This is a genomic window from Rhizobium sp. 01T437, from assembly GCF_056398505.1.
This window is the reverse complement of the sequence record NZ_JBFTPM010000009.1, coordinates 17,034-38,223: the sequence shown is the minus strand read 5'-3', so window position 1 is coordinate 38,223 and position 21,190 is coordinate 17,034. Positions and strand designations below refer to the sequence as shown.

Sequence of the window (21,190 nt, the reverse complement as noted above, 5' to 3'; positions counted from 1 at the left end):
TCTCTCGACGAAGAGGGAGCTCGCATGGCTTTGCGTATCATTTCATTGAATGCCTGGGGCGGCAGCATCCACGCGCCACTGATCGACTATCTGGCAAATGTGGAGGCTGACGTCTTCTGCCTGCAGGAGGTGGTCCGGTCCGAAACCGATACGCCGGGATGGCTGGAATATCGCGACGGCAGTGTCGTGCTGCCGCAGCGCGCCCATCTCTATGACGAGATTGCCGCCGTTCTCCCAGATCATGACGGCTTCTTCTGTCCATTCGCGCGGGGGCATCTCTTTCACGGCGAGGCGGTCTTCCCGACCGAATTCGGCATCGCCACCTTCGTACGCAAGTCGCATGCGGTAATCGGCCAGGCGGTGGACTTCATCCATGGCAGTTTCTCGTCCAATGGCTGGGGCGAGCATCCGCGTTCGCGCAATGCCCATTGCATTCGCCTGTTCGATTATGCCGGCGGCTTTTCCGTCACCATCGCCCAGCTCCACGGCCTGCGTGACCCCGCCGGCAAGGGCGATATTCCAGCCCGGCATGCGCAGGCGGATGCGCTCGTCGAGCTGATCGAACGTGTCTGGCCGGGTGATGAACGCCTGGTCGTCTGCGGCGATTTCAACGTGCTGCCTGACAGCGTAACCTTCGAAAAGCTTGGCCGCCTCGGCCTCAACGATCTCGTCACCGGCAGGGGTTTTGCCGATACCCGCACCTCGCTCTATCCGAAGGATGGACGCTTTGCCGATTATATGCTGGTGACATCTGAGGTGGTGGTGGAGCGCTTCGAGGTAGTTGAACAGCCCGAAGTTTCCGATCATAGGGCGCTGTTGATTGATCTGGCCTAACGCAGCTTGAAGTGCTTCTCCAAGTCGGCGATCTGCTCGCTGTTGAGCTGGCGCACCTTCATGCCGCGCGTAATGATCGAAAGCTTCGCCGCCTCTTCCAGCTCTTCGATCGCGAAGACGGCGGAATCGAGCGTGGCGGCCGACACGATTGGCCCGTGATTTTCCAGAAGCACGGCGCTGTGCTCGCCAGCGATCTCGGCAATCAGCGGCTTTACGTCTACCGAGCCGGGCCGCGTATAGGGCACAACGGGCACCTTGCCGACGCGCATCACCGCATAGGGCGTCAATGGCGGAATGGCGTCCATGGGATCGGTATCGGCAAGGCAGGAAAGGGCAGTCGCATAGGTGGAATGCAGATGTACCACCGCGCCCGTCTGCGGCCGCTTCTCAAAGAAGGAGAAATGCAGCGGCAGTTCCTTTGTCGGCGCATCGCCCGAGAGATGCCTGCCGTCGCTGTCGAGCTTCGACAGCCGCTCAGGATCGAGGAAGCCCAGGCAGGAATTGGTCGGCGTTGCGAGATAGCCGTCCGTGGTCCTTACCGAGATATTGCCCGAGGAGCCGGCCGTAAGCCCGCGCTCGAAAAGCGATTTTCCCCAGCGGACGATGGCTTCGCGCAGCGCTGCCTCATTCATGGCCTGCAATCCTGTCCAGAGCCTTGGCGAAGAAATCCGGCGAGCCGAAATTGCCGCTCTTCAGCGCGAGTCCGATCGGCCGCGCCGGCCGGCCGCGCTCGGACACCAGAACCGGCACGCCGGGATCGATCTCCGCACCAATGGTCATATGCTTGAGGCCGAGTGCCTCAACAACCGCACCAGAGGTCTCCCCGCCGCCGACAACGATCTGGCATGTGCCGGAATCGGCGAGCCGCTTGGCAAGGCCGCCGAAGAAATCCTCAAGGATCTTTGCCGATTCCTCGCGGCCGAAGCGCTGCTGCACGAAGCTCACGACATCCGGCGAGGTGGTGGAGTAAACGATCGGATTGTCGGCCGCATTGGCGGCGACCCAGCTGGCGGCGCGCTCCACCGACATGGTGCCGCGCACGACGGCAGCCGGATCGATCGAAAGGCCTGGATGGTTCTCCAGATGACAGGCGACCTGGTTCTGCGAGGCGAGCGAGCAGGAGCCGCAGAGGACGACGCCCGGGCCAGTAACGACGGGCACTTCGGCGGGAACACCGGAAAGCGTGCCACGCTTGGCGAAATTGCGCACCAGCCCCTGCGCCAGTCCCGACCCGCCGGTTACCAGCGCATGGTCGGCGACGGCTTCACCGATGGTTATCAGATCGGCATCCTCGATGGCATCGACGACGACGAGGCGGTTGCCATCGGTCAGTTCGTCGCGCAGGCGGCTGCGGATGGCGCCCGAACCTTCGCGCACCGTATCGAGCGTGATGCTGCCGACACTGCCGCGCGTCTGGTGCCGCAACCAGCGGCGGATATCAGGGTCGGTCATCGGCGTCAGCGGATGATTTTCCATGCCGGATTCGCTGAGCAGCTTGCCCTTGACGAAGAGGTGGCCCATGAAGACCCGTCYTCCGGTCGCCGGAAAGGCCGGGCAGAAGACGGTGACATCGGCGCCTGTCAGTCGCTGCAGGGCCTCGGCCACCGGGCCGATATTGCCTTCACGCGTGGAATCGAAGGTCGAGCAATATTTGAAGAAGATCTGCTCGCAGCCCTGATCCAGTAGCCAGCGGGCCGCATCCATGGATTGCAACACCGCATCCTCGACCGAGATCGAGCGCGTCTTCAGCGCCACCACACCGGCTTCGCAATTCACCTTGCCGCGGCCGGGGCCGACGAACTGCATCGTCGACATGCCGCCGCGGGCAAGGGTATTGGCAAGATCGCTGGCGCCGGTGAAATCGTCGGCAATAGCTCCAAGCAGCATGTCAGGCAGGCTCCGGCAGTCTGTTGTTCAATTCGTCCTCGATATGGACGCGGATAATGTCGTCAAAGGATGTCTCGGCTGTGAAGCCGAGCGAAAGGGTGGGGCTGGCATCGAAACTCTGCGCCGGTCACAAGGATTTTCATTTGAAGCGGACCTTCCGACCGATGACGTGAACRCAAACCAAAACGCGCCGGCGCCTGAGTCGGCAGGCACAGTGCGTTTCTAGTTAAGACCAGCCGAACAAGGCTGTCACGCAATTTCGGGCGGAGGGTCCGGTTTGATTATGGGTTGGAACTGGCCGCCGGCCTTGCTCCGAGACCGGTTTCGCGGCAACAAGCATGGCATGAGCATCCCGACAGAATACCCTTTCGACTTCGACCCCACCTACGGCATGACGCTTGCCGACCTGCGGGCAATCCGCTCGCCGGAATCGCCCTCGGGATTCGATGCTTTCTGGCAGAAGCGTTATGCCAGGGCGCTGGCGGTGAAGCCTGAGCCGCGCTTGAGTCCAAGCAAGGATAGCCATCCGGACTGGCAGCTACGCGATATTGTCTACACTTCCACGGATGACATCAGCATCGGCGGCTGGCTGCTCACGCCCCGCAAGGGCGAGGTCAAGCGTGGCCTCGTCGTTGGCCACGGTTATGGAGGCAGGGACCAGCCTGAATTCGATATTCTGGTCGAGGATACCGCGATCCTCTTTCCCTGTTTCCGCGGCATGTCGCGCAGCGCCCATCCGCCGATTTCGCCCGACGCCCCCTGGCATGTGCTCCACGACATCGATGATCCCGATCATTACGTGATCGGCGGCTGCGTTGAGGATCTCTGGGTTGCGGTGTCGGCGCTGCTATCGCTCTATCCCGCGCTCGATGGCCATATCGGCTATAGCGGCATCAGTTTCGGCGGCGGCATCGGCGCGCTCGGCATTCCCTTCGATAAGCGTATTGCCCGCGGGCATCTGACAGTACCAACCTTCGGTAACCGCAAGCTATGGCTAACATTGCCGACGGTCGGCAGCGCCCATTCGGTGCAGGATTATGCAAAGACGCACGCGGGTGTTTTCGAAAAGTTGCGGCTCTTCGATGCCGCAACGGCAGCAGCCCGCATCACCGTGCCGATGCTGGCAGCCGTCGCGCTCTTCGATCCGGCCGTTGCACCCCCCTGTCAGTTCGCGGTGGCCAACGCTCTGCCGAAATCAAAATTTAATGAAATCTTCATCCTTGACGCCGGGCATTTCGACTATCCTGATAGTGCAGTGCAGCAAACTGCGCTGCGCGAACGAGTCGGGCGGTTTTTCAGGGGTCTATGAACCGAGAATATCTGCGCTGGTACAGCGATCGGCTCCATCGTGACATGGAGCTCCTGGTGTTCGGGCATGCCGGCGCCAAAGTACTGATGTTCCCAACGCGGGAAGGGCGCTTTTGGGAATATGAACATCTCGGTATCGTTGCCAGCCTGGCTGACAAGCTCGAGGCCGGTCAACTGCAGCTGTTCTGCATCGAGGGCCTCGCGGGCGAGACCTTCTACGACTTCGGCCGCCATCCGGCCGATCGTATCCGCCGTCATATCGCTTTCGAGGAATATGTGCTGAACGAGGTTCTGCCGCTGATGGAGAGCCGAAACAGCCACGAATGCACCATCGTTCACGGCTGCAGCCTCGGCGCCTTCCAGGCCGCCAGCCTCGTCTTCCGCCACCCGCATCTCTTCCGCAAGTTGGTGGCCTTTTCTGGCCGCTACGATCTGACGATGCGGGTGGAATCCTTCTCGGATCTCTTCGAGGGATATTACGACGAGACGGTCTATTTCCACACGCCAACGCATTTCCTGCCGGGCCTCGCCTCCGATTGGCGACTAGAAAAGCTGCGGCAGGTCGATATCGTGCTGACGATCGGCAACGAGGATCCGTTCCTCGATAACAATCGCTATCTCAGCCGCCTTCTCGCTGACATGGGTGTCGGCCATCGGCTGCATTTCTGGGATGGCAGGGCGCACCGCGCCGGTGCCTGGCGCCGGATGGCGCCCCTTTATATCTAGGCCTCGCCGGATGGCGCCGCTCGATATCTGATTTACTGCATCAACGGTTTCTTGAGGAAGCTGTTGCGGTCGGCCGATTTGATCCGCAGCCAGGCCTCGCGCCCGTTCCGCAGCACGCGTATCGGGATTTCAGCGCCTGCCGGACCACTCTTCCAGACCTTGCGGTAGAAATCGGCAAGCCCGTCCACTTCGCCGTCGCGGATTTCCGAGATCACGTCGCCCTGCTGCAGACCCGCCTGTGCCGCAGGACTGCCCTTGGCAACGCTCATGACCACAACTTCGCCGTTGCTTTCGGCCGAAAAGGCGCCGAGCCAGGGGCGCGGCGGCCTGTCGATCTGGCCGCGGTTAAGCAGGTCGTCGAGGATCGGCGGAAGAAGGTTGATTGGCACGGCCATGTTGATATCGGCGACCTCTTCGTCCTGCACCATCTGCAGGCGCAGCGAACCGATGCCAAGCAGCTTGCCGTCGTCACTGATCAGCGCCGCACCGCCCCAGGATGGATGGGCAGGTGCGATGAAGATCGCCTCGTCGAGCAGATATTCCCAATAGCCCGCAAATTCCTGCTTGGCGACGATATTGGCCTGCACGAATTCGCCGAGACCATCGGCAAAGATCACAGCATCGCCGACCGTCGTCTTGACCTTGTCGCCGATGTCGATGGCCGGCAGGTCGAGAGGCGCCAGCGACTGGATGAGGCCGAAGCCGGTTTCCTGGTCATAGGCCAGAGCATGGCCAGGCACGACCTTGCCGTCGTGGCGCGTCAGCCAGATTTCGTCTGCTTCGGTGATCAGGTAGCCGATGGTGAGCACCAGCCCGTTTTCCCTGATGACGACGCCGCTACCTTCCCGGCGGGTGCCCAGCGTGTTCGCAGTGAAGGCATCTTCGGGGATGGAGGCGCGAACGGCCACAACTGACCGCAGGATCCTGTCAATATTCATGGTTTCATCCTCGTAAGGCGGGCACAAAGGCTCGGAATGCAGCGAGGGCCGGCAAGGGCCGGACGCATACCATTCCTTCTATAGGTATGAAACGACAGTCGTTTCTGCAAGACCCGCAGCCTGCGGTCTTTTACCCTGCTGCTTCCCGGCTGTATTGCCGCGGCGAGCGCGCCATCACCCGCTTGAAGGCGGTGCTGAAGGCGCTTTCGGAATCGTAGCCGAGCGAAAGCGCAATCTTGCCGATCGGTTCGCTGCTGTTGGAGAGCCGCTCGCTCGCCAGCATCATACGCCAGCGTGTGAGATAGTCCATCGGCGCGGCTCCGACCTTTTCCTTGAAGCGCTCGGCAAAGGAAGAGCGCGACATGCCGGTCATGGCTGCAAGTTGCTGCAGCGTCCAGCGCCGCGCCGGCTCTGCATGCATGGCGCCGATCGCCATGCCGATCTGCCGGTCGGCGAGCGCAAAGAGCCAGCCGGTGCCTTCGGTATCGGGTGCTGAGAGATAGAGCCGCAGGATCTGCGTCAGCATGATATGCGCCAGATGCTCGGTCATCAGGAAGCCGCCCGGGTGGCGGCCGCGCAGTTCCCGCGCCATCTGGTCGATCGCAAAGCGCAGCACCGAGGCCTGATCCGAATGCTCGCTGACATGGACGACCGGCGGCAAGATGCCGACGAGGAGATCCGCGCCTGCGCCGGAAAAGCCGAAGCGGCTGCCGACGAGGAAAAAGGCGCCGCCGCCATTGCAGATCGCGACACCATCCTTCGCATGCGCATAGATGTCATTGGCGGGGATCGTCGGCAGGCTGCGGTCGCTCATCATCCGGAAGGGCCGGCTCTGCGTCAGCAGAAAACAATCGCCTTCCTCCAGCCGCACAGGATCGGCGACCCCATCCACCTCCAGCCAGCAGCCGCCCGAGAGGACGGCATTGAACTTGATGCCCTGCGGTGGCGGAAAATCGATCGCCCAGTCGCCGCCGGCATCGAGCCCGAGCGAGACGTAGCTCTTCGGCTTCAGGACTGCCAGCACATCGGAAAGCGGATCCATGGAAACGGAACTCATGCGGAAATCCGGACGATCGCAAACATATCATGGATTTTAACGCATAGATCGTATGGACGCCACCGCTTTAGTCTCCGGCCGAAAGCAGAAAGGAGACATCAATGGAAAACGCACAACACCCCATCGGCTCCGGTTTTGGCGCTCGCTCGACAGCCGACGACGTGCTCGCGGGCATCGATCTCACGCGCAGATTGGCAATCGTCACCGGCGGCCATTCCGGCCTCGGGCTGGAGACGACGAAGGCGCTATCGCGGGCCGGCGCGCATGTGCTGATCGGCGCGCGCCAGCCGGAAGCGGCGGCCAAGGCGCTCTCGGGCATCGCCAATGTCGAGGTCGACAGGCTCGATCTTTCCGATCTCGAAAGCGTAAGGCAGTTTGCCGAGCGCTTCGTCGCTTCCGGACGCAAGGCCGATATCGTCATCAACAGCGCCGGCATCATGGCCTGCCCGGAAACGCGGGTCGGGCCGGGCTGGGAGGCGCAGTTTGCCACCAACCATCTCGGCCATTTCGCACTCGTCAATCGCCTCTGGCCGGCGATAGCGAGGGGAGCCCGTGTGGTTGCCGTCTCCTCCGGTGCCCATGGCATCACGCCCATCCGCTGGGACGATGTCCAGTTCTCCAAGGGATATGACCGATGGCAGGCCTATGGACAGGCAAAGACCGCAAATGCGCTCTTTGCCGTTCAGCTGGACAAGCTTGCGCGGGATGCCGGCGCCCGCGCCTTCTCGCTGCATCCCGGCAAGATCCTGACGCCGCTGCAGCGGCACCTGGAGAAGGAAGACATGATCGCCGCAGGCTGGATCGATGCTGACGGCAATGCGGCCGACCCAACGTTCAAGACGCCCGAGCAGGGTGCCGCGACGCAGGTCTGGGCCGCAACCTCGCCGCAGCTTGCAGGCCTCGGCGGCCTTTATTGCGCCGACTGCGACGTCGCATCCATCTCGGATGACGGCGCAGAAACCAGCGTGCGCGCCTATGCCGTCGATCCCGACGAGGCGGCCCGTCTCTGGGCGCTCTCGGCGGAACTGACCGGTGTAGACGCGTTCAGCCGTTAAGCGTGGATGCCGGGCGCCTCATAGCCGGTGCGCTCGACATACTCCGTATAGCCACCGCCATATTGCTGGATGCCATCGGGCGTCAGCTCCAGCACGCGGTTGGAAAGGGCGGCAAGGAAGTGGCGATCGTGCGAGACGAAGAGCATCGTGCCCTCGAAATCGGCGAGCGCCTTGATGAGCATTTCCTTGGTGTCGAGGTCGAGGTGGTTGGTCGGCTCGTCGAGCACGAGGAAGTTCGGCGGGTCGAACAGCATGTGGGCCATGACGAGGCGGGCCTTCTCGCCGCCGGACAGCACGCGGCAGCGCTTGTCCACGTCATCTCCGGAAAAGCCGAAGCAGCCGGCGAGAGCACGTAGCGGCGCCTGGCCGGCAAGCGGGAAGGAATCTTCCAGCCATTCGAGCACCGTGCGTTCGCCATCAAGTAGGTCCATGGCATGCTGGGCGAAATAGCCGAGCTTCACGCTGGCGCCGAGCGCCACGCTGCCGGTATCCGGCTCTGCCGTGCCGGTTACCAGCTTCAGCAGCGTCGATTTGCCGGCGCCATTGACGCCCATGATGCACCAGCGCTCCTTGCGGCGGACCATGAAGTCCAGCCCTTCATAGATGGTACGGCTGCCATATTTCTTGTGCACGTTCTTGAGATTGACGACGTCTTCGCCCGAGCGCGGCGCCGGCTGGAAGTCGAAAGCCACCGTCTGGCGGCGCTTCGGCGGCTCCACGCGCTCGATCTTTTCCAGCTTCTTGACGCGGCTCTGCACCTGCGAGGCATGGCTGGCGCGCGCCTTGAAGCGCTCGATGAACTTGATTTCCTTGGCAAGCATCGCCTGCTGGCGCTCGAACTGCGCCTGCTGCTGTTTCTCGTTCTGCGCCCGCTGCTGCTCGTAAAAACCGTAGTCGCCGGAATAGCTGTTGAGCGAGCCGGCATCGATCTCGATGATCTTGGTGACGATGCGGTTCATGAACTCGCGGTCGTGCGAGGTCATCAGCAATGCGCCCTCATAGGTCTTGAGGAATTCCTCAAGCCAGATCAGGCTTTCGAGATCCAGGTGGTTGCTCGGTTCGTCAAGCAGCATGACGTCGGGACGCATCAGCAGGATGCGGCCGAGCGCCACGCGCATCTTCCAGCCGCCCGAAAGCGCGCCGACATCGCCGTCCATCATTTCCTGGCTGAAGCTCAGGCCGTCCAGAACCTCGCGGGCGCGGCCTTCCAGCGCATAGCCATCCAGTTCCTCGTAGCGCGCCTGCACCTCGCCGTAGCGCTCGATGATCTGATCCATCTCGTCCATGCGATCAGGATCGGACATGGCCGCTTCCAGCTCGCGCAGTTCTGCGGCGACGATGCTGACGGGGCCGGCGCCCTCCATCACCTCGGCAACCGCGCTGCGGCCGGCCATTTCGCCGACATCCTGGTTAAAGTAGCCAATGGAGACGTGCTTTTCGACCGAGACCTGGCCTTCATCCGGCAGTTCTTCGCCATTGATCATGCGGAAAAGCGTCGTCTTGCCGGCGCCGTTCGGGCCGACGAGACCGATCTTTTCGCCGCGATTGAGGGCGGCAGTGGCTTCGATGAAGAGGATGCGGTGGCTGTTCTGCTTGCTGATATTTTCGATACGGATCATGTCTTACGCGGGAGCTTGGGAGAATTTTGGCGCCCTTATGCCACGGCTTTTCGCTCGTGTCGCAGGTTTTCCGCGTCATCAAGCTGTGATCTTTGCAGCTGTGGCCATTCCGCACGACTGGAAATCGGGGGATGCTTCCTTATTATCCCCAAGGGGGAGGAGCCCATGGCCAATAAGATATCCAGCAAGCCGGCAAAACCGGCAGAGCCCAAGCTGCTATCCGGCGGCAATCCGCAGATCGCCAAAGGCGAGGGCGATGGCCCCGTGCAGGCCTATATCGCCGCCATGCCCGGCTGGAAAAGCAATGTCGGCCGCCACCTCGATGAATTGATCATGCGCACTGTTCCGGATGCCCACAAGGCCGTCAAATGGAACTCGCCGCTCTATGGCATGAGGGGTGACGGCTGGTTCCTCGCCATCCACTGCTTCAACAAATACATCAAGCTGGCCTTCTTCCGCGGCGCCGCCTTGCAGCCCATTCCGCCGGGAGAATCCAAGACTGCGGAAACGCGCTACTTCCACATCCATGAGAACGACCCGATCGACGAGGCGCAGCTCGCTGGCTGGATCAGGCAGGCAAGCCTGTTGCCGGGCGAGAAAATGTAAGGAGAGAGACCATGAAGAAGGCGGCGACGACGAAGAAGGAAACGGAACCGAAGGAAATCTCTCCCTCCGAACGCATCGATGCCAAGATCAGGGAATTGGGCGACTGGCGCGGCGAAACGCTCGCCCGTGTGAGGGCCATCATCCGCGAGGCCGATCCCGAGGTGGAGGAGGCGTGGAAATGGAGGGGCGTTCCGGTCTGGGAACACGCAGGCATCATCTGCACCGGCGAAACCTACAAGACCGTGGTCAAGCTTACCTTCGCCAAGGGCGCTTCCGTGGAAGATCCGTCCAGCCTCTTTAACTCCAGCCTTGAGGGCAATACGCGCCGCGCGATCGATATTCACGAAGGGGAGAAAATCGACGAGGCAGCCCTGACGGCGCTGGTGCAGGCCGCGGTGGCGCTGAACACGGCGCGCAAACCGGCATCGAAGAAAGCGAGCGCCTAGTCGGGGGCGAAAGGCATCCCGGCCACAACCGGTCATTGCCGATACCGCGGAGCGTCCTATGTGGGGCCTTGCGAGCTCATACGATTGAAACCCGATAAGACGGAGGCTCTCTTGAAGGATTACCTTCCCTATCTGGTCGGCGCACTGGCAGGAGTGCTCGTCGCCATTCTTCTGTCCGGCCAGTTGATGCTGACAGGAACGCCACAGCTCATCCTTTTCGCCCTGCTGCCCGTAGTCGGCGGTGCGGTCGCTGAACGCGTCGTCCAGCGCCGCTCAGGCAATTCGTGAGAGACGATGGGACGGCTGAAGGAAATCGTCATCGATTGTGATGTGCCCTCTCGCGTCGCCCGCTTCTGGGCCGAAGCGCTCGATGGTTATGCGGTCTTGCCCTACGATGATGAGGAAATCGCCCGCCTTGCCGTGCTTGGCCTGACACCGGAAACCGATCCGGTGGTGATGGTCGAAGGGCCGGGAACGCGCCTCTGCTTCCATCTTCGCCCGGGAGAGCGTCCGGCCCGCAATCGCGTCCATCTGGATATTGCCGCCTCTGACCGTGAAAGGGAGGTCGCGCGCCTTATCTCTCTGGGCGCGACCTTTGTGCGTGAGGCGGCCGATTACACCGTGCTGAACGATCCCGAAGGCAACAATTTTTGCGTCACCTCCGATTAGTCAGCGTCAGACAGACTTCACCTCGCCGCCATCCATGCGAAGCGTCGTGCCGGTCATCCAGTGCGCACCCGGCGATACGATGAAGGCCATGAGTTCGGCGATCTCTTCCGCCTCGCCGTAGCGGGCAATGCCAGCCTCCTTCGGAAATCTGGCCGTCGCCTCTTCCACCGTCATGTCATGCAGCGGCGCCCAGTGCTCCAGATAGCTGCGCCGGCGGCCGGTCATGACCGGGCCGGGCAGCACGCTGTTGACCTGCACGCCATCCTGGATGCCGCGATCGGAGAAAGCCTTGGCGAGTGCGGAAATCGCCGCATTGATCGTGCCGACGGCGGCATAGGCCGCCTTCGGAAAGACCGCCGAATTGCCTGATATCAGCACGACGGAACCCTTCGTTTCCTTCAGCGCCGGCCAGGCGGCGATGGTCAGGCGTCGTGCCCCATGCAGCTTCAGCGCCATGCCGTCATCCCATTGTCGGTCGGTCATCTCGAACACGTCGATCTGCGGCACGGCGCCGGCAATGTTGAGCAGCGCATCGATCCGCCCGAAAGCGGCAAGCGCCTTGTCGACGACGGCCTGTGCCGCGGCCGGCTCCGCAAGGTCGGCATCGATGACAAGCGTCTTGGCACCCGCCGCTTCGACTGCTTTCGCCGTCTCCGCGAGATTGGCCTTGTTGCGGGCAACGAGCACCAGCTTGGAAAAATCCTTTGCAAGCCGGATGGCCGTTGCCTGGCCGATGCCCCGGCTGGCACCTGTGATGATGGCCACTTTATCGGACATGGTGCTTCTCCTGTTCGCGGGATTATCAGCCGAGGAAATCGCGGATTGCAGCGGCAATTTCATCCGCATGTGTTTCGAGCGCGAAGTGGCCGGTATCGAAAAACTTGATCACGGCGTCAGGAATATCGCGGGCGAAGGCTTCCGCGCCCGTCGGCAGGAAGAAGGGATCATTCTTGCCCCAGACGGCAAGCAAGCGCGGCTTGTGGGTCCGGAAGTAGTCCTGGAAGGTCGGGTAGAGCGCCACATTGCTCTTGTAGTCGCCCATGAGATCAAGCTGCACGGTCTCGGCACCGGGACGCGAAAGGTAGAAATTGTCGAGCGAATAGCCGTCAGGCGAAATCCTGGTCGCATCGGCAACGCCATGCGTGTACTGCCAGACCGTCGTCTCCGGCCCGAGGAACCCCTTCAGCACGGCGCGGTTTTCTGCGCTGGCGTCCTGCCAGTAGGCCTGCACCGGGTTCCATGCGTCGCTGAGGCCATCGACATAGGCATTGCCATTCTGCGAAATGATGCCCGTGATCCGCTCGGGATGTTTGACCGCCAGGCGGAAGCCCGTCGGCGCACCATAATCGAAGACATAGACGGCATAGCGATCGAAGCCGACGATCTCGGTGAAGCGATCAATCGTGTCTGCAATGCTGTCGAAGCTGTTGACCGCGGGATCGTCCGACTGGCCGAAGCCCGGAAGATCCGGCGCGATGATGTGATAGCGATCGGCCAGCAGCGGGATCAGATCGCGGAACATGTGGCCGGAGGTCGGGAAGCCATGCAGCAGCAGGAGCTTCGGAGCGCCTTTGGTACCGGCCTCGCGATAGGCGATCTTGATGCCGTCGACGGTGGTATTGCGGTAGCTGATCTTGGTCATGGTCATGTTTCCTTCAGTTGAGATGAATGGCGATGTGTTGGGAGATATGTCGGTCATTCAAGCTGCGGCCACTTTTGCTGCCGCCTCGCGGATAACCTGCAGCACAGTTTCCGGCGCGGTGACCATTGCAGTGTGATCGACCGGGAAGGGCCGTTGCATCGCCTGCATACGCTCAGCCATGAAGCGCTGATTGGCGGCAGCGATCATCCGGTCGTCCTCGGCGACCAGGAACCAGGAAGGGCGATCCTTCCAGAGCGGCCGCCCGACCGGTGCCGTGATGCAGGCAGGCGAGATCGGCCGTTGCACGGCCGAGAGCACCGCCAGTTCTTCATTCGTGGCATTCTGCGCATAGGCCGCGGCAAAGGCCTCATGCGGATAATAGATCAGGCCGTTTTCATCAGGCGCTAGCTGCGGCGCCCCCGGATCGAGTTCAGTGCGATAGAAGACATCGGCAACCGTCTCTCCTTCATCGGGGGCGAGAGCAGAAACATAGACCAGTGCCTTCACATTTTCATTCCGCACGCCGGCGATAACCGCTCCGGCATAGGCATGGCCGGCAAGAACCACTGGCCCATCCACACGGTCCAGCGCCTGCTCAAGGGCTTTGACGTCATCGGCATAGGAGGTCATCGGTAGCGGCGCTGCTGTCACCGCAAAACCCTCGGCGACAAGCGGCGCGATGACCTTGGCCCAGCCGGAGCCGTCGGCCCAGGCGCCGTGGACGAGCACGATATGCATAGTCTGCTGATCAATCGACTGCGACGACATCTGCCTTCTCCTTCGTTCGGTTTGTAACCGTTTCAAGCGACATAGAACGGTTACTATTTGGGAAGGTAACTTGTCAACAGCCTTTTGACAGGTTACATAGGAGTCAAGTTTTCAAGAGCAAGCTGCCTTCCAGCTATGGTCGGCAGCCGGAATAGGACTTGCTATGGATCACCACTCTCCCGCCCTGTTTCTGGGTGATGCGCTGGCACTGGATTTCCTGAATTCGGTGGCGACGCCCATCGACACGCCTGTCGATTGGATAGAGGACGGGGAGGGACTGCTGCGCTGGCTCGAGCAGGCAAACCTCGTCCCGCGCGAAACGCTCGAAAGCCTGCGTGCCCAGGCGTTGCCGGGCGAACTCGACAACGTCGCCGATCAGGCGAGGAACCTGCGCGAATGGTTCCGGACTTTTGTCCGCGAGCGCAAGGGAAAGCCGTTGAAGCCCGATGCCTTGGCCGAGCTGGAACCGTTGAACCGCCTGCTCGAACGCGACGAAGGTTTCGGCCGCGTCGTGGCGCGCCGGACGGATCAGGGCGAGGTTTTCGAATTCCAGCCGATGCGCAAATGGCGCTCGCCGGAAGCATTGCTGCTACCGGTCGGCGAGGCGCTCGGGCGCTTCGCCTGTACCGAGGATTTTTCGAATGTGAAGGCCTGCGAAGGACCAGTCTGCACCCTGCTGTTTGCCGACCATACCCGTGGTCATCGCCGGCGCTGGTGCAGCATGGCGATGTGCGGCAATCGCGCCAAGCAGGCCGCACACCGCGACCGGATCAGGCAGGCATAACCTTCATTTCTTCAACAAGCCGGTCGAAGCCGATACCCGTGCCGCTCTCTCTGATATCGCTGTCTCCAGGGTCGCCGAAGACGGCCTGCTCGGTAAAGGTCATCAGTGTCGTGGCGCCGCATCCGGTGAATTCCACCGTCACCAGTGACGAAGAGATGCTCCTGCCTGCCGTCAGCATCGTATAGGCATAGACGATGCGTTCGCGTGGGTGGATTTCGAGATAATAGGCGCGCATCGCCTGTTCCGTCCCGTCGGGCATTCGCCATGTCATGCGCTCGCTCCCGCCGACTTCGAAGTCGAAATGATCTTCCATCACCTGCCAGTCGGGATGGCAGGCGGTCCAGCGCCGTTTCAGCGCATGGTCCGACCAGAAGCGGAAGGCATGCGCCACGCTGCCGGGCAGGTCGCGCTCGATGACGAAGGTGCGATGATTGACGCTGACACCCATCAGTGATCCTTTTCCTCAGGAGTTTCCGCCATCAAGAGGGCGAGGCGGTCGAAGGCGGCGTGCATCTCAGCCTGACGCTGCTCGATCCACCGGTTGATGGCGCCGAATGCCTGCTGCTGCATGCGATAGGTGCGCACGCGCCCCACCTTTTCCGAAATGACGATGCCGCTTTCTTCCAGAATCCGCAGGTGTTTCAGCACCGCCGGCAGCCCGACATCGGCGGGCTCCGCCAGTTCCGTGACGGAGGCCGGCCCCCTGGCAAGCTGCTCTACGAAGCCACGGCGATAGGGATCGGCGAGCGCCTGAAACATCCGGTCGAATTCGGCTGGCCCCAGTTCTGCCATCACATGCCTCAAGATGTCGCGGCTTCAAGATAACGCGCTGGCATCGCCTCCCGATAGGGAAACATCGAGAAATAGGGCTGCGCTTCGGCCRGCACGCGTTTGACGGAAGCACGTTGTAACAGACGCTCCAGATAAGAGGAAAGCGCCTGCTGCTCAGCTGTGAAAGGATGCACGATGGACGCAAAGAACAACCCCGGCAAAGCCGCGCAATCGGCCATGGTGAAATCGTTGCCAGTCGCCCAGAGCCTTCCCTGCATATGCGCCTCGATCATCTTATAGGCCTGATCAAGCATCCCTCTCGCTTCAGTGACGCCATGCGGATCATGGGCGCCCACCGGCCGGATTCTGTCGGTGACGATCTTCTGCATCGGCACGCTGACATAGAGGTCGTAGAACCGGTCCCAGAGCCGCACCTGCAGCAGTGCTTCCGGGTCATCGGGCAGCATCCGCACCGGCCCTCGGTAATGGGCCTGCAGGTATTCGATGATGATGCTCGTCTCCGGAACCGTACGCCCGGTTGCCTCATCATGCAGGATCGGAATCTTGCCGACCGGCCATTTGTCGAACAGGGCCGCAGCCGAGTCCGGATCGGCAAAATTGACGATCCGGCTGTCGAACGCGGTCTCGTTCTCATAAAGCGCGATCAGCACCTTGTGACAGAAGGAGGCCAGCGGATGCAGATAAAGGGTCAGCGTCATACGGCACCTATAGTTTCCAATTTCGGAAACTATATCTCGGTCGCTATTGTCACGCAAGATACTTTCCAAAATTGGAAAGTTTTTGAGGGGCCTATGCGTACACCACCCATCCCCTGAAGCTGAAGGCGGCGTAGAACAGGCTGACATCCGAAAAGCCTGCCGCGCGCAGCATGGCCTCCTCATCTTCTGGAGCGAGGATATGCAGCCTTTCCCGCATGGCCTTGCGCGCATTCTCTTGCCGGGAAGGGTCTGTTCCGTCAGGAGCGCCATAGGCGATATGGCGATCGATCCACATCGACCGCCCCGGCTCGTCTTGCGGGAAACTCATATGCGCAACAACAAACGGTGCACCGGCTTTCAGTCGGCGGCGAATTTGCTGAAGTATTTCAGGTCGTTGCTCGACGGGGATGTGATGGAAGGTCAGCAGGCAGACGGCGGCATCGAAGGGGCCTTCGGGCGCGATATCGATGCCGCCCCGGTGAAAACCGATGCGACTGCCGTGTTCTCCGGCAACCTGCCGCGCCAGTTGCAGCATGTCGGTAGAGGGATCGATGCCATCAAAAATCCAGCCCGCATGCGCCTCGGCAAAGGCTTTGAGTTCCAGTCCGCCGCCGGCGCCGAGCACGAGCACGCGGCCATTGTCGGGCGTCCGCTCCGCCATCAGCATCACCGCCATCCGGTGCAGGCTTGAGAAGCCCGGAACCTGCCGCGGAGGGCCTTCGAGATAGGATTTGACGGCATCGCCGGTAAAGGCAGATGCCGTCTTATGAGGTGTGGGCAGGCTCGGGTAATCGTGATCTCGCATCATGTAACTTTAATTATTGCAATATGCCAGAGCTGTCAATTTTCGACCTATTTCGCAAACTTCCGTGCCCCGGCCACGCAGAGAATGACAGCGACGGTCACCGCAAGCATGGACCAGCTTACCGTCTCGCGCAGCAGTGTCGCGGCAAGCGCAAGGCCAAAGAAGGGCTGCAGAAGTTGCAGCTGGCCGACGGCAGCAATGCCGCCCTGCGCAAGGCCGCGATACCAGAAGATGAAGCCGATCAGCATGCTGAAGAGTGAGACATAGGCAAGACCCAGCATGGCCGGCGTCTGGATCTCGGCAAAGCTCGGCGGCCTGTAGAGGATGGCTGCGACGATCATGACCGGCAACGACACCACCAGCGCCCAGGAGATCACCTGCCAGCCGCCGAGCCGGCGCGAAAGCCGAGCACCCTCGGCATAGCCAAGCCCGCAGACGATGACTGCGGCCAGCATCAGCGCATCGCCAACAGGCGAGGCGGTCAGCCCCTGCGCCAGCGCAAAGCCCGCTACCAATGCGCTGCCGAGCAGTGAGAAGAGCCAGAAGGCCGGCTTCGGCCTTTCGCCACCCCTGATGACCCCGAAGATCGCAGTCGCCAGCGGCAGCAGGCCGATGAAGACGATGGAATGCGCCGAGGTCACATGCTGGAGCGCCAGCGCCGTCAACAGCGGAAAGCCGACGACAACGCCGAGCGCGATGACAATAAGCGAAATGAGATCCTGCCGCGAAGGCCGTTTCTCACGGAAAGCGATTAGCAGGCAAAGCGCCAGGATGCCGGCAATCGCCGCTCGCGCCACCGTCAGGAACACCGGATCGAGCTGCATGACGGCCACGCGGGTGGCCGGCAGCGATCCGCTGAAGATGAGCACGCCGATAAAACCATTGATCCATCCGGTCGCTGTGCGATCCATGTGGGCACTCCTTTGTTTGCCCCATGCTTATCCGCCGTTCGCACTGGTACTGCCAGCCACAGTTCGATACAGTTGGCTGAAACTGTTATGGTTGGGGAAGCAGTACGGATGGACGAGCAAGTACAGGCAAGCAGCCGGGTCGGGATGGTCATGGCGACCATCCGCCAACGCATTGCCGGCCGCAGCCTTACGCCCGGCGCCAAGTTGCCTTCGATCCGCAGCCTCTCGGGAACCTTGAAAGTCTCAGCCTCGACCGTGGTCGATGCCTACGAGCGGCTGGTGGCCGAAGGTGCGATCCTCTCGCGCCCCGGTTCCGGCTTCTATGTCGCGAGCCAGGCCGCGCCGCTGTCGCTTGCCGATATCGGCCCGAAGCTCGACCGCGCCGTTGATCCCTTCTGGGTGTCGCGGCAATCGCTGGAGGCACAGGCAAGCGACCTCAAGCCCGGCTGCGGCTGGCTGCCGCCCGCCTGGCTTCCCGAGGAGGCCATTCGCCGGACGCTGCGATCCCTGTCGCGCGCCGATGCCGCAAGCCTCTCCGATTACGGCTCGCCCCTCGGCCTCAAGCCGCTGCGCCAGCTGATTGCACGCCGCATGGCCGAGCGCGGCATCGAGGCCTCGCCCGATAAGATCATGCTCACCGAATCCGGAACCCAGGCAATCGATTTCCTCTGCCGTTTTCTCATCGAGCCCGGCGATACAGTGCTGGTCGACGATCCCTGCTATTTCAATTTCCATGCGCTACTCAGAGCCCACCGTGCCAGGGTCGTCAGTGTTCCCTACACGCCCTCAGGCCCAGATATCGAGCTCTTTGCCGCAGCCCTCACCGAGCACCGGCCGCGCCTCTACATCACCAATTCCGCCATCCACAATCCGACCGGCGCCACGCTCTCGCCGGTCACGGCGCACCGATTGCTGAAGCTTGCCGAACAACACGGCCTGACCATCATCGAGGACGATATCTTCGCCGATTTCGAACTGACGCCGGCGCCCCGCCTTGCCGCCTTCGACGGCCTCGACCGCGTCATCCATATCGGCAGCTTTTCGAAAACGCTCTCGGCCGCCGCACGCTGCGGCTTCATCGCGGCGCGGCCTGAATGGATAGAAGGCTTGATCGACCTCAAGATCGCCACCTCCTTCGGCGGCGCCCGGCTGAATGCCGAGCTGGTGCTGAGCGTGCTCAGCGACGGCAACTATCGCAAACATGCCGAAGGCTTGCGCAGCCGACTCTCCAAGGCGATGTTCGAGGTGACGACCCGGCTGAAGAGCTTGGGCATTCGCCCCTGGCTGCAGCCGCAGGCCGGCATGTTCCTCTGGTGCCACCTGCCGGATGGTCTTGATGCGGCTGCGGTGGCGCGTGCCGCGCTCGCCCAGAACGTCGTGCTCGCGCCGGGCAACGCCTTCAGCCTGTCGCAATCGGCCACCGGCTTCATGCGCTTCAACGTCTCCCAGACACTCGACAACAGAGTGTTCGAGGTACTGCGGGATGCACTCAAGCAGGCGTCAATTGGCCAGCCTGCCACTCCATGAAGACCTTGCCGATCACCTTGCCATCCTCTTCCCGCCGCAGTCGGCAAAAAGACCGTTGCCGGTCGGGTGAGAGCCCCATCAATTCCACCCGCACGGCTTCGCCCGCCCGGATATTGCCGGAAAAGAATATCTCTCGCCGAGACATCTGCGAAAACTCCGGAAACCACCGCCCGAAGGCGCGATCGGTGAGCGCCTGAAATTCGGCGAAGTAGAACAGCCCGGCGCCATTGAACTCCTGCGACGCATCCGGCTCGAAGCGAAAGCCGCGCAATGCCTTGGCCGGGTTGGCAGGCAGGCCGAAATGCGTCTCCAGCGTGCCGGCGCGCAGCAATGCTGCCGTCCTTGCCAGCGCATTGTCCTCCACAGCCGCCGCCAGTCCGGGCAGGGGAACGCGCGCGATCGAATAATTGTCGCCCTCCCGCATGCGGCAGACGAAAGTGGAAATAAGCTCCACCTCGCCGATCAGGTTGCCACGCACGAAAAGCCGGTGGCGGGTCGAAACCTGCGTGCGCGAGACGGGCGACAGCGTCGAGCGTATCGTCAGTACGTCATTGGCGCGAACCGCGCCGAAGTTCGCATGCTCCAGCGACGTCGCGCAGATTGCCGCATAGGCCTCGCCGCCATCGGGCGCGCGGAAATCGGCATTCTCCATGCCGAGATGGCGCGCGAGCATCAGCCAGTGCCGATGCCCGAGCTCCTTCATCGCCCACGTTTCCGACAGGCCTGATGGCGTCAGGTGCGGCATGCCGACGAGCATATGCGGCGCGAGCGCCTGCTCCATCAGCTCGCGCGCTGACGGCTCAGGTGGATGAAAATCGAGGATCGCGACATTCATGTTCAAGCGCTGGCCGCCTGTTTCAGGACCGGATGGGCGACCTCAAGATGGCCGGCGAGGTGGTTCACCACATGCTCGGCATCTTTGCCGACGGCCAGGAACCGGCCGGAACCCCAGGTCCAGAGCCAGGGCAGGCCGAGAACATAGACGCCGTCGATGCCGGTCACGCCGCGCCGCTGCACCGGATAGCCGGTGCCGTCGAAGATCGGCAGGCCGACATAGGACCAGTCAGGCGAAAAGCCGGTTGCCCAGATCACCGAAGTGACACCCTCCGCCCTGAGATCGAGTTCCACCGGTTCGCTTTCCGGCTCCCAGAGCGGCGCGTAGACGCTGGCCGGCGGCGCATCGATACCCTTTTCGTCAATATGCCGGTCGATCAGCGCATTGATGCCGTTATAGACGCGGTCGGCATTGTCGAGATTGGCCTTCAGATTCGGCTCGAACAGCATCCGCCCACTCGAAACACCCTCCATGCGCCCATAAAGCGACATGCCCTCCAGCGCGAATTTGCGCAGATCGATATCGCGCCCGCCGTCGCGGCCGGTCAGATAGTGGTTGGTGTCGTGCTTCTTCTTGGTCATGCCGTCATGTTCGACAGTGATGTCGTATTGGCCGACATCGGCGAGCCAGTCGACCACGTCGCGGCCGCGATAGAAACGGGCGCAGCGTGGTGCATTGCCGGTGACCATATGCACCTTGCGGCCGGCAAGATGCAGGTCTTCGGCGATCTGGCAACCGGACTGGCCGGAGCCGACGACGACGACGGCGCCCTCCGGCAGCTGGCCGGGATTGCGATAGTCAGCGGTGTGGATCTGCAGGATATCATCAGGCAGGCGCTCGGCAGCGCGCGGAATGGCAGGCGCGCTGTAGAGGCTGGTGGCGATGATGACGCTGTCGGCGGTAAGCGACCCCGCCGAAGTCGAGAGCCGGAAGAGATCGCCGGCCTTTTCCAGCGAGGTGACCGTCGTGCCTTCCAGCACGGGCGCATTCACCTTTTTCACGAAACGGTCGACATAGGCGAGGATCTCGTCCTTGACCATGAAACCATTGGGATCATCGCCGTCATAGGGGTGGTCCGGCAGCTGGCACTGCCAGTTGGGCGTCACCAGGCAGAAGGCATCCCAGCGCTCGTTCTTCCATTTGTGCGCCACGGTCTTCTTCTCGAAGACGACATGGTCGATGCCGTATTTCTTGAGATAGTGGCTGGCCGAAAGCCCGGCCTGACCGCCGCCGATGACGACGGCGCTGTAATGCGGCTTGAGGGAAAAGGTCATGGGTCGGGT

25 protein-coding genes and 1 pseudogene are annotated in these 21,190 nt (G+C 62.0%); 10 read left to right on the top strand and 16 right to left on the bottom strand.

Going from position 1 to position 21,190, the window contains the following annotated elements; all coding sequences use genetic code 11:
* The first annotated feature begins 24 nt into the window (after window positions 1–24).
* Window positions 25–834 (top strand): endonuclease/exonuclease/phosphatase family protein, encoded by an 810-nt coding sequence (locus AC1DM5_RS19640; RefSeq protein ID WP_477821702.1) that lies wholly within the window; start codon window positions 25–27, stop codon window positions 832–834.
* Here the strand turns inward: AC1DM5_RS19640 and otnC are convergent.
* The 3 genes and pseudogenes from otnC to AC1DM5_RS19625 form a co-directional block, all read right to left on the bottom strand.
* Window positions 831–1,466 (bottom strand): 3-oxo-tetronate 4-phosphate decarboxylase, encoded by a 636-nt coding sequence (gene otnC, locus AC1DM5_RS19635; protein ID WP_477821703.1) that lies wholly within the window; start codon window positions 1,464–1,466, stop codon window positions 831–833. The two genes, AC1DM5_RS19640 and otnC, sit on opposite strands and share 4 nt — an antisense overlap.
* A complete protein-coding gene (gene otnK, locus AC1DM5_RS19630; protein ID WP_477975457.1) occupies window positions 1,459–2,721 on the bottom strand; it encodes a 3-oxo-tetronate kinase in 1,263 nt (420 codons plus the stop codon). The genes otnC and otnK overlap by 8 nt, the downstream gene beginning before the upstream one ends.
* A gap of 1 nt (window position 2,722) precedes the next feature.
* A pseudogene (locus AC1DM5_RS19625) lies at window positions 2,723–2,842 on the bottom strand (D-erythronate dehydrogenase); the annotation flags it as partial.
* Window positions 2,843–3,064: 222 nt separating this feature from the next.
* Here AC1DM5_RS19625 and AC1DM5_RS19620 point away from each other — a divergent pair.
* Both AC1DM5_RS19620 and AC1DM5_RS19615 read left to right on the top strand, forming a co-directional pair.
* The gene (locus tag AC1DM5_RS19620; protein ID WP_477975455.1) at window positions 3,065–4,030 is read left to right on the top strand and encodes an acetylxylan esterase; all 966 of its coding nucleotides are present in this window, start codon (window positions 3,065–3,067) and stop codon (window positions 4,028–4,030) included.
* Window positions 4,027–4,755 (top strand): esterase family protein, encoded by a 729-nt coding sequence (locus AC1DM5_RS19615; RefSeq protein ID WP_477821706.1) that lies wholly within the window; start codon window positions 4,027–4,029, stop codon window positions 4,753–4,755. Before AC1DM5_RS19620 ends, AC1DM5_RS19615 begins: the two co-directional genes overlap by 4 nt.
* 32 nt (window positions 4,756–4,787) lie before the next feature.
* Here the strand turns inward: AC1DM5_RS19615 and AC1DM5_RS19610 are convergent, their stop codons facing one another.
* Together AC1DM5_RS19610 and AC1DM5_RS19605 are read right to left on the bottom strand one after the other, a co-directional pair.
* On the bottom strand, window positions 4,788–5,693 hold the full coding sequence (locus tag AC1DM5_RS19610) for a S1C family serine protease (RefSeq protein WP_477975453.1): 906 nt from the start codon (window positions 5,691–5,693) through the stop codon (window positions 4,788–4,790).
* A 130-nt stretch (window positions 5,694–5,823) separates the two neighbouring features.
* On the bottom strand, window positions 5,824–6,735 hold the full coding sequence (locus tag AC1DM5_RS19605; RefSeq protein WP_477821742.1) for an AraC family transcriptional regulator: 912 nt from the start codon (window positions 6,733–6,735) through the stop codon (window positions 5,824–5,826).
* 116 nt (window positions 6,736–6,851) lie between these two features.
* Here AC1DM5_RS19605 and AC1DM5_RS19600 point away from each other — a divergent pair, with 116 nt between their 5' ends.
* The gene (locus AC1DM5_RS19600) at window positions 6,852–7,805 is read left to right on the top strand and encodes an SDR family NAD(P)-dependent oxidoreductase (RefSeq protein WP_477821708.1); all 954 of its coding nucleotides are present in this window, start codon (window positions 6,852–6,854) and stop codon (window positions 7,803–7,805) included.
* Here AC1DM5_RS19600 and AC1DM5_RS19595 read toward each other — a convergent pair.
* Complete coding sequence (locus tag AC1DM5_RS19595) at window positions 7,802–9,424, bottom strand: ABC-F family ATP-binding cassette domain-containing protein (RefSeq protein ID WP_477821709.1); 1,623 nt, start codon at window positions 9,422–9,424, stop codon at window positions 7,802–7,804. The two genes, AC1DM5_RS19600 and AC1DM5_RS19595, sit on opposite strands and share 4 nt — an antisense overlap.
* Window positions 9,425–9,589: 165 nt before the next feature.
* On the opposite strand from AC1DM5_RS19595, the gene AC1DM5_RS19590 reads away from it, so the two are divergent.
* The 4 genes from AC1DM5_RS19590 (at window position 9,590) to AC1DM5_RS19575 (ending at window position 11,145) form a co-directional block, all read left to right on the top strand.
* Window positions 9,590–10,030 (top strand): DUF1801 domain-containing protein, encoded by a 441-nt coding sequence (locus AC1DM5_RS19590; RefSeq protein ID WP_477821710.1) that lies wholly within the window; start codon window positions 9,590–9,592, stop codon window positions 10,028–10,030.
* Window positions 10,031–10,041: 11 nt separating this feature from the next.
* Entirely contained in the window at window positions 10,042–10,476 is a 435-nt protein-coding gene (locus AC1DM5_RS19585) for a DUF1801 domain-containing protein (protein ID WP_477821711.1), read from the top strand.
* Between the two features lie 111 nt (window positions 10,477–10,587).
* Window positions 10,588–10,764 carry a hypothetical protein gene (locus AC1DM5_RS19580; protein WP_477821712.1) on the top strand — a complete coding sequence of 59 codons (177 nt, stop codon included), beginning with the start codon at window positions 10,588–10,590 and terminating at the stop codon, window positions 10,762–10,764.
* A 6-nt stretch (window positions 10,765–10,770) separates the two neighbouring features.
* A complete protein-coding gene (locus AC1DM5_RS19575) occupies window positions 10,771–11,145 on the top strand; it encodes a VOC family protein (protein ID WP_477821713.1) in 375 nt (124 codons plus the stop codon).
* 6 nt (window positions 11,146–11,151) lie between these two features.
* On the opposite strand, the gene AC1DM5_RS19570 is transcribed toward AC1DM5_RS19575, so the two are convergent.
* From AC1DM5_RS19570 to AC1DM5_RS19560, 3 genes are read right to left on the bottom strand one after another with little or no spacing between them, the layout of a single operon-like run.
* Complete coding sequence (locus AC1DM5_RS19570; protein WP_477821714.1) at window positions 11,152–11,922, bottom strand: SDR family oxidoreductase; 771 nt, start codon at window positions 11,920–11,922, stop codon at window positions 11,152–11,154.
* A gap of 25 nt (window positions 11,923–11,947) precedes the next feature.
* Window positions 11,948–12,787: an alpha/beta fold hydrolase gene (locus tag AC1DM5_RS19565; RefSeq protein ID WP_477821715.1), complete on the bottom strand. Its 840-nt coding sequence runs from the start codon at window positions 12,785–12,787 to the stop codon at window positions 11,948–11,950.
* Between the two features lie 57 nt (window positions 12,788–12,844).
* Window positions 12,845–13,555 (bottom strand): alpha/beta fold hydrolase, encoded by a 711-nt coding sequence (locus AC1DM5_RS19560; protein WP_477821716.1) that lies wholly within the window; start codon window positions 13,553–13,555, stop codon window positions 12,845–12,847.
* 163 nt (window positions 13,556–13,718) lie between these two features.
* On the opposite strand from AC1DM5_RS19560, the gene AC1DM5_RS19555 reads away from it, so the two are divergent.
* Window positions 13,719–14,339: a CGNR zinc finger domain-containing protein gene (locus tag AC1DM5_RS19555; RefSeq protein WP_477821717.1), complete on the top strand. Its 621-nt coding sequence runs from the start codon at window positions 13,719–13,721 to the stop codon at window positions 14,337–14,339.
* On the opposite strand, the gene AC1DM5_RS19550 is transcribed toward AC1DM5_RS19555, so the two are convergent.
* The 5 genes from AC1DM5_RS19550 to AC1DM5_RS19530 all read right to left on the bottom strand — a co-directional run bounded on the left by AC1DM5_RS19550 (window position 14,326) and on the right by AC1DM5_RS19530 (window position 17,545).
* Window positions 14,326–14,787, bottom strand: a complete 462-nt coding sequence (locus tag AC1DM5_RS19550; RefSeq protein WP_477821718.1) for an SRPBCC domain-containing protein — start codon at window positions 14,785–14,787, stop codon at window positions 14,326–14,328. The two genes, AC1DM5_RS19555 and AC1DM5_RS19550, sit on opposite strands and share 14 nt — an antisense overlap.
* Window positions 14,787–15,131, bottom strand: a complete 345-nt coding sequence (locus AC1DM5_RS19545; protein WP_477821719.1) for an ArsR/SmtB family transcription factor — start codon at window positions 15,129–15,131, stop codon at window positions 14,787–14,789. Before AC1DM5_RS19545 ends, AC1DM5_RS19550 begins: the two co-directional genes overlap by 1 nt.
* 8 nt (window positions 15,132–15,139) lie before the next feature.
* Window positions 15,140–15,829 carry a glutathione S-transferase family protein gene (locus tag AC1DM5_RS19540; protein ID WP_477975451.1) on the bottom strand — a complete coding sequence of 230 codons (690 nt, stop codon included), beginning with the start codon at window positions 15,827–15,829 and terminating at the stop codon, window positions 15,140–15,142.
* Between the two features lie 91 nt (window positions 15,830–15,920).
* On the bottom strand, window positions 15,921–16,637 hold the full coding sequence (locus AC1DM5_RS19535) for a class I SAM-dependent methyltransferase (protein WP_477975449.1): 717 nt from the start codon (window positions 16,635–16,637) through the stop codon (window positions 15,921–15,923).
* Window positions 16,638–16,681: 44 nt separating this feature from the next.
* Complete coding sequence (locus AC1DM5_RS19530) at window positions 16,682–17,545, bottom strand: DMT family transporter (protein WP_477821722.1); 864 nt, start codon at window positions 17,543–17,545, stop codon at window positions 16,682–16,684.
* An 87-nt stretch (window positions 17,546–17,632) separates the two neighbouring features.
* Between AC1DM5_RS19530 and AC1DM5_RS19525 the strand changes: the two genes are divergently transcribed.
* Complete coding sequence (locus AC1DM5_RS19525; protein ID WP_477821723.1) at window positions 17,633–19,072, top strand: aminotransferase-like domain-containing protein; 1,440 nt, start codon at window positions 17,633–17,635, stop codon at window positions 19,070–19,072.
* Here AC1DM5_RS19525 and AC1DM5_RS19520 read toward each other — a convergent pair.
* Together AC1DM5_RS19520 and AC1DM5_RS19515 are read right to left on the bottom strand one after the other, a co-directional pair.
* Window positions 19,035–19,907, bottom strand: coding sequence for a Pnap_2097 family protein (locus AC1DM5_RS19520; protein ID WP_477821743.1), 873 nt, complete (start codon window positions 19,905–19,907; stop codon window positions 19,035–19,037). The genes AC1DM5_RS19525 and AC1DM5_RS19520 overlap by 38 nt on opposite strands.
* A 2-nt stretch (window positions 19,908–19,909) precedes the next feature.
* The gene (locus AC1DM5_RS19515) at window positions 19,910–21,181 is read right to left on the bottom strand and encodes an MSMEG_0569 family flavin-dependent oxidoreductase (RefSeq protein ID WP_477821724.1); all 1,272 of its coding nucleotides are present in this window, start codon (window positions 21,179–21,181) and stop codon (window positions 19,910–19,912) included.
* Between the last annotated feature and the right edge of the window lie 9 nt (window positions 21,182–21,190).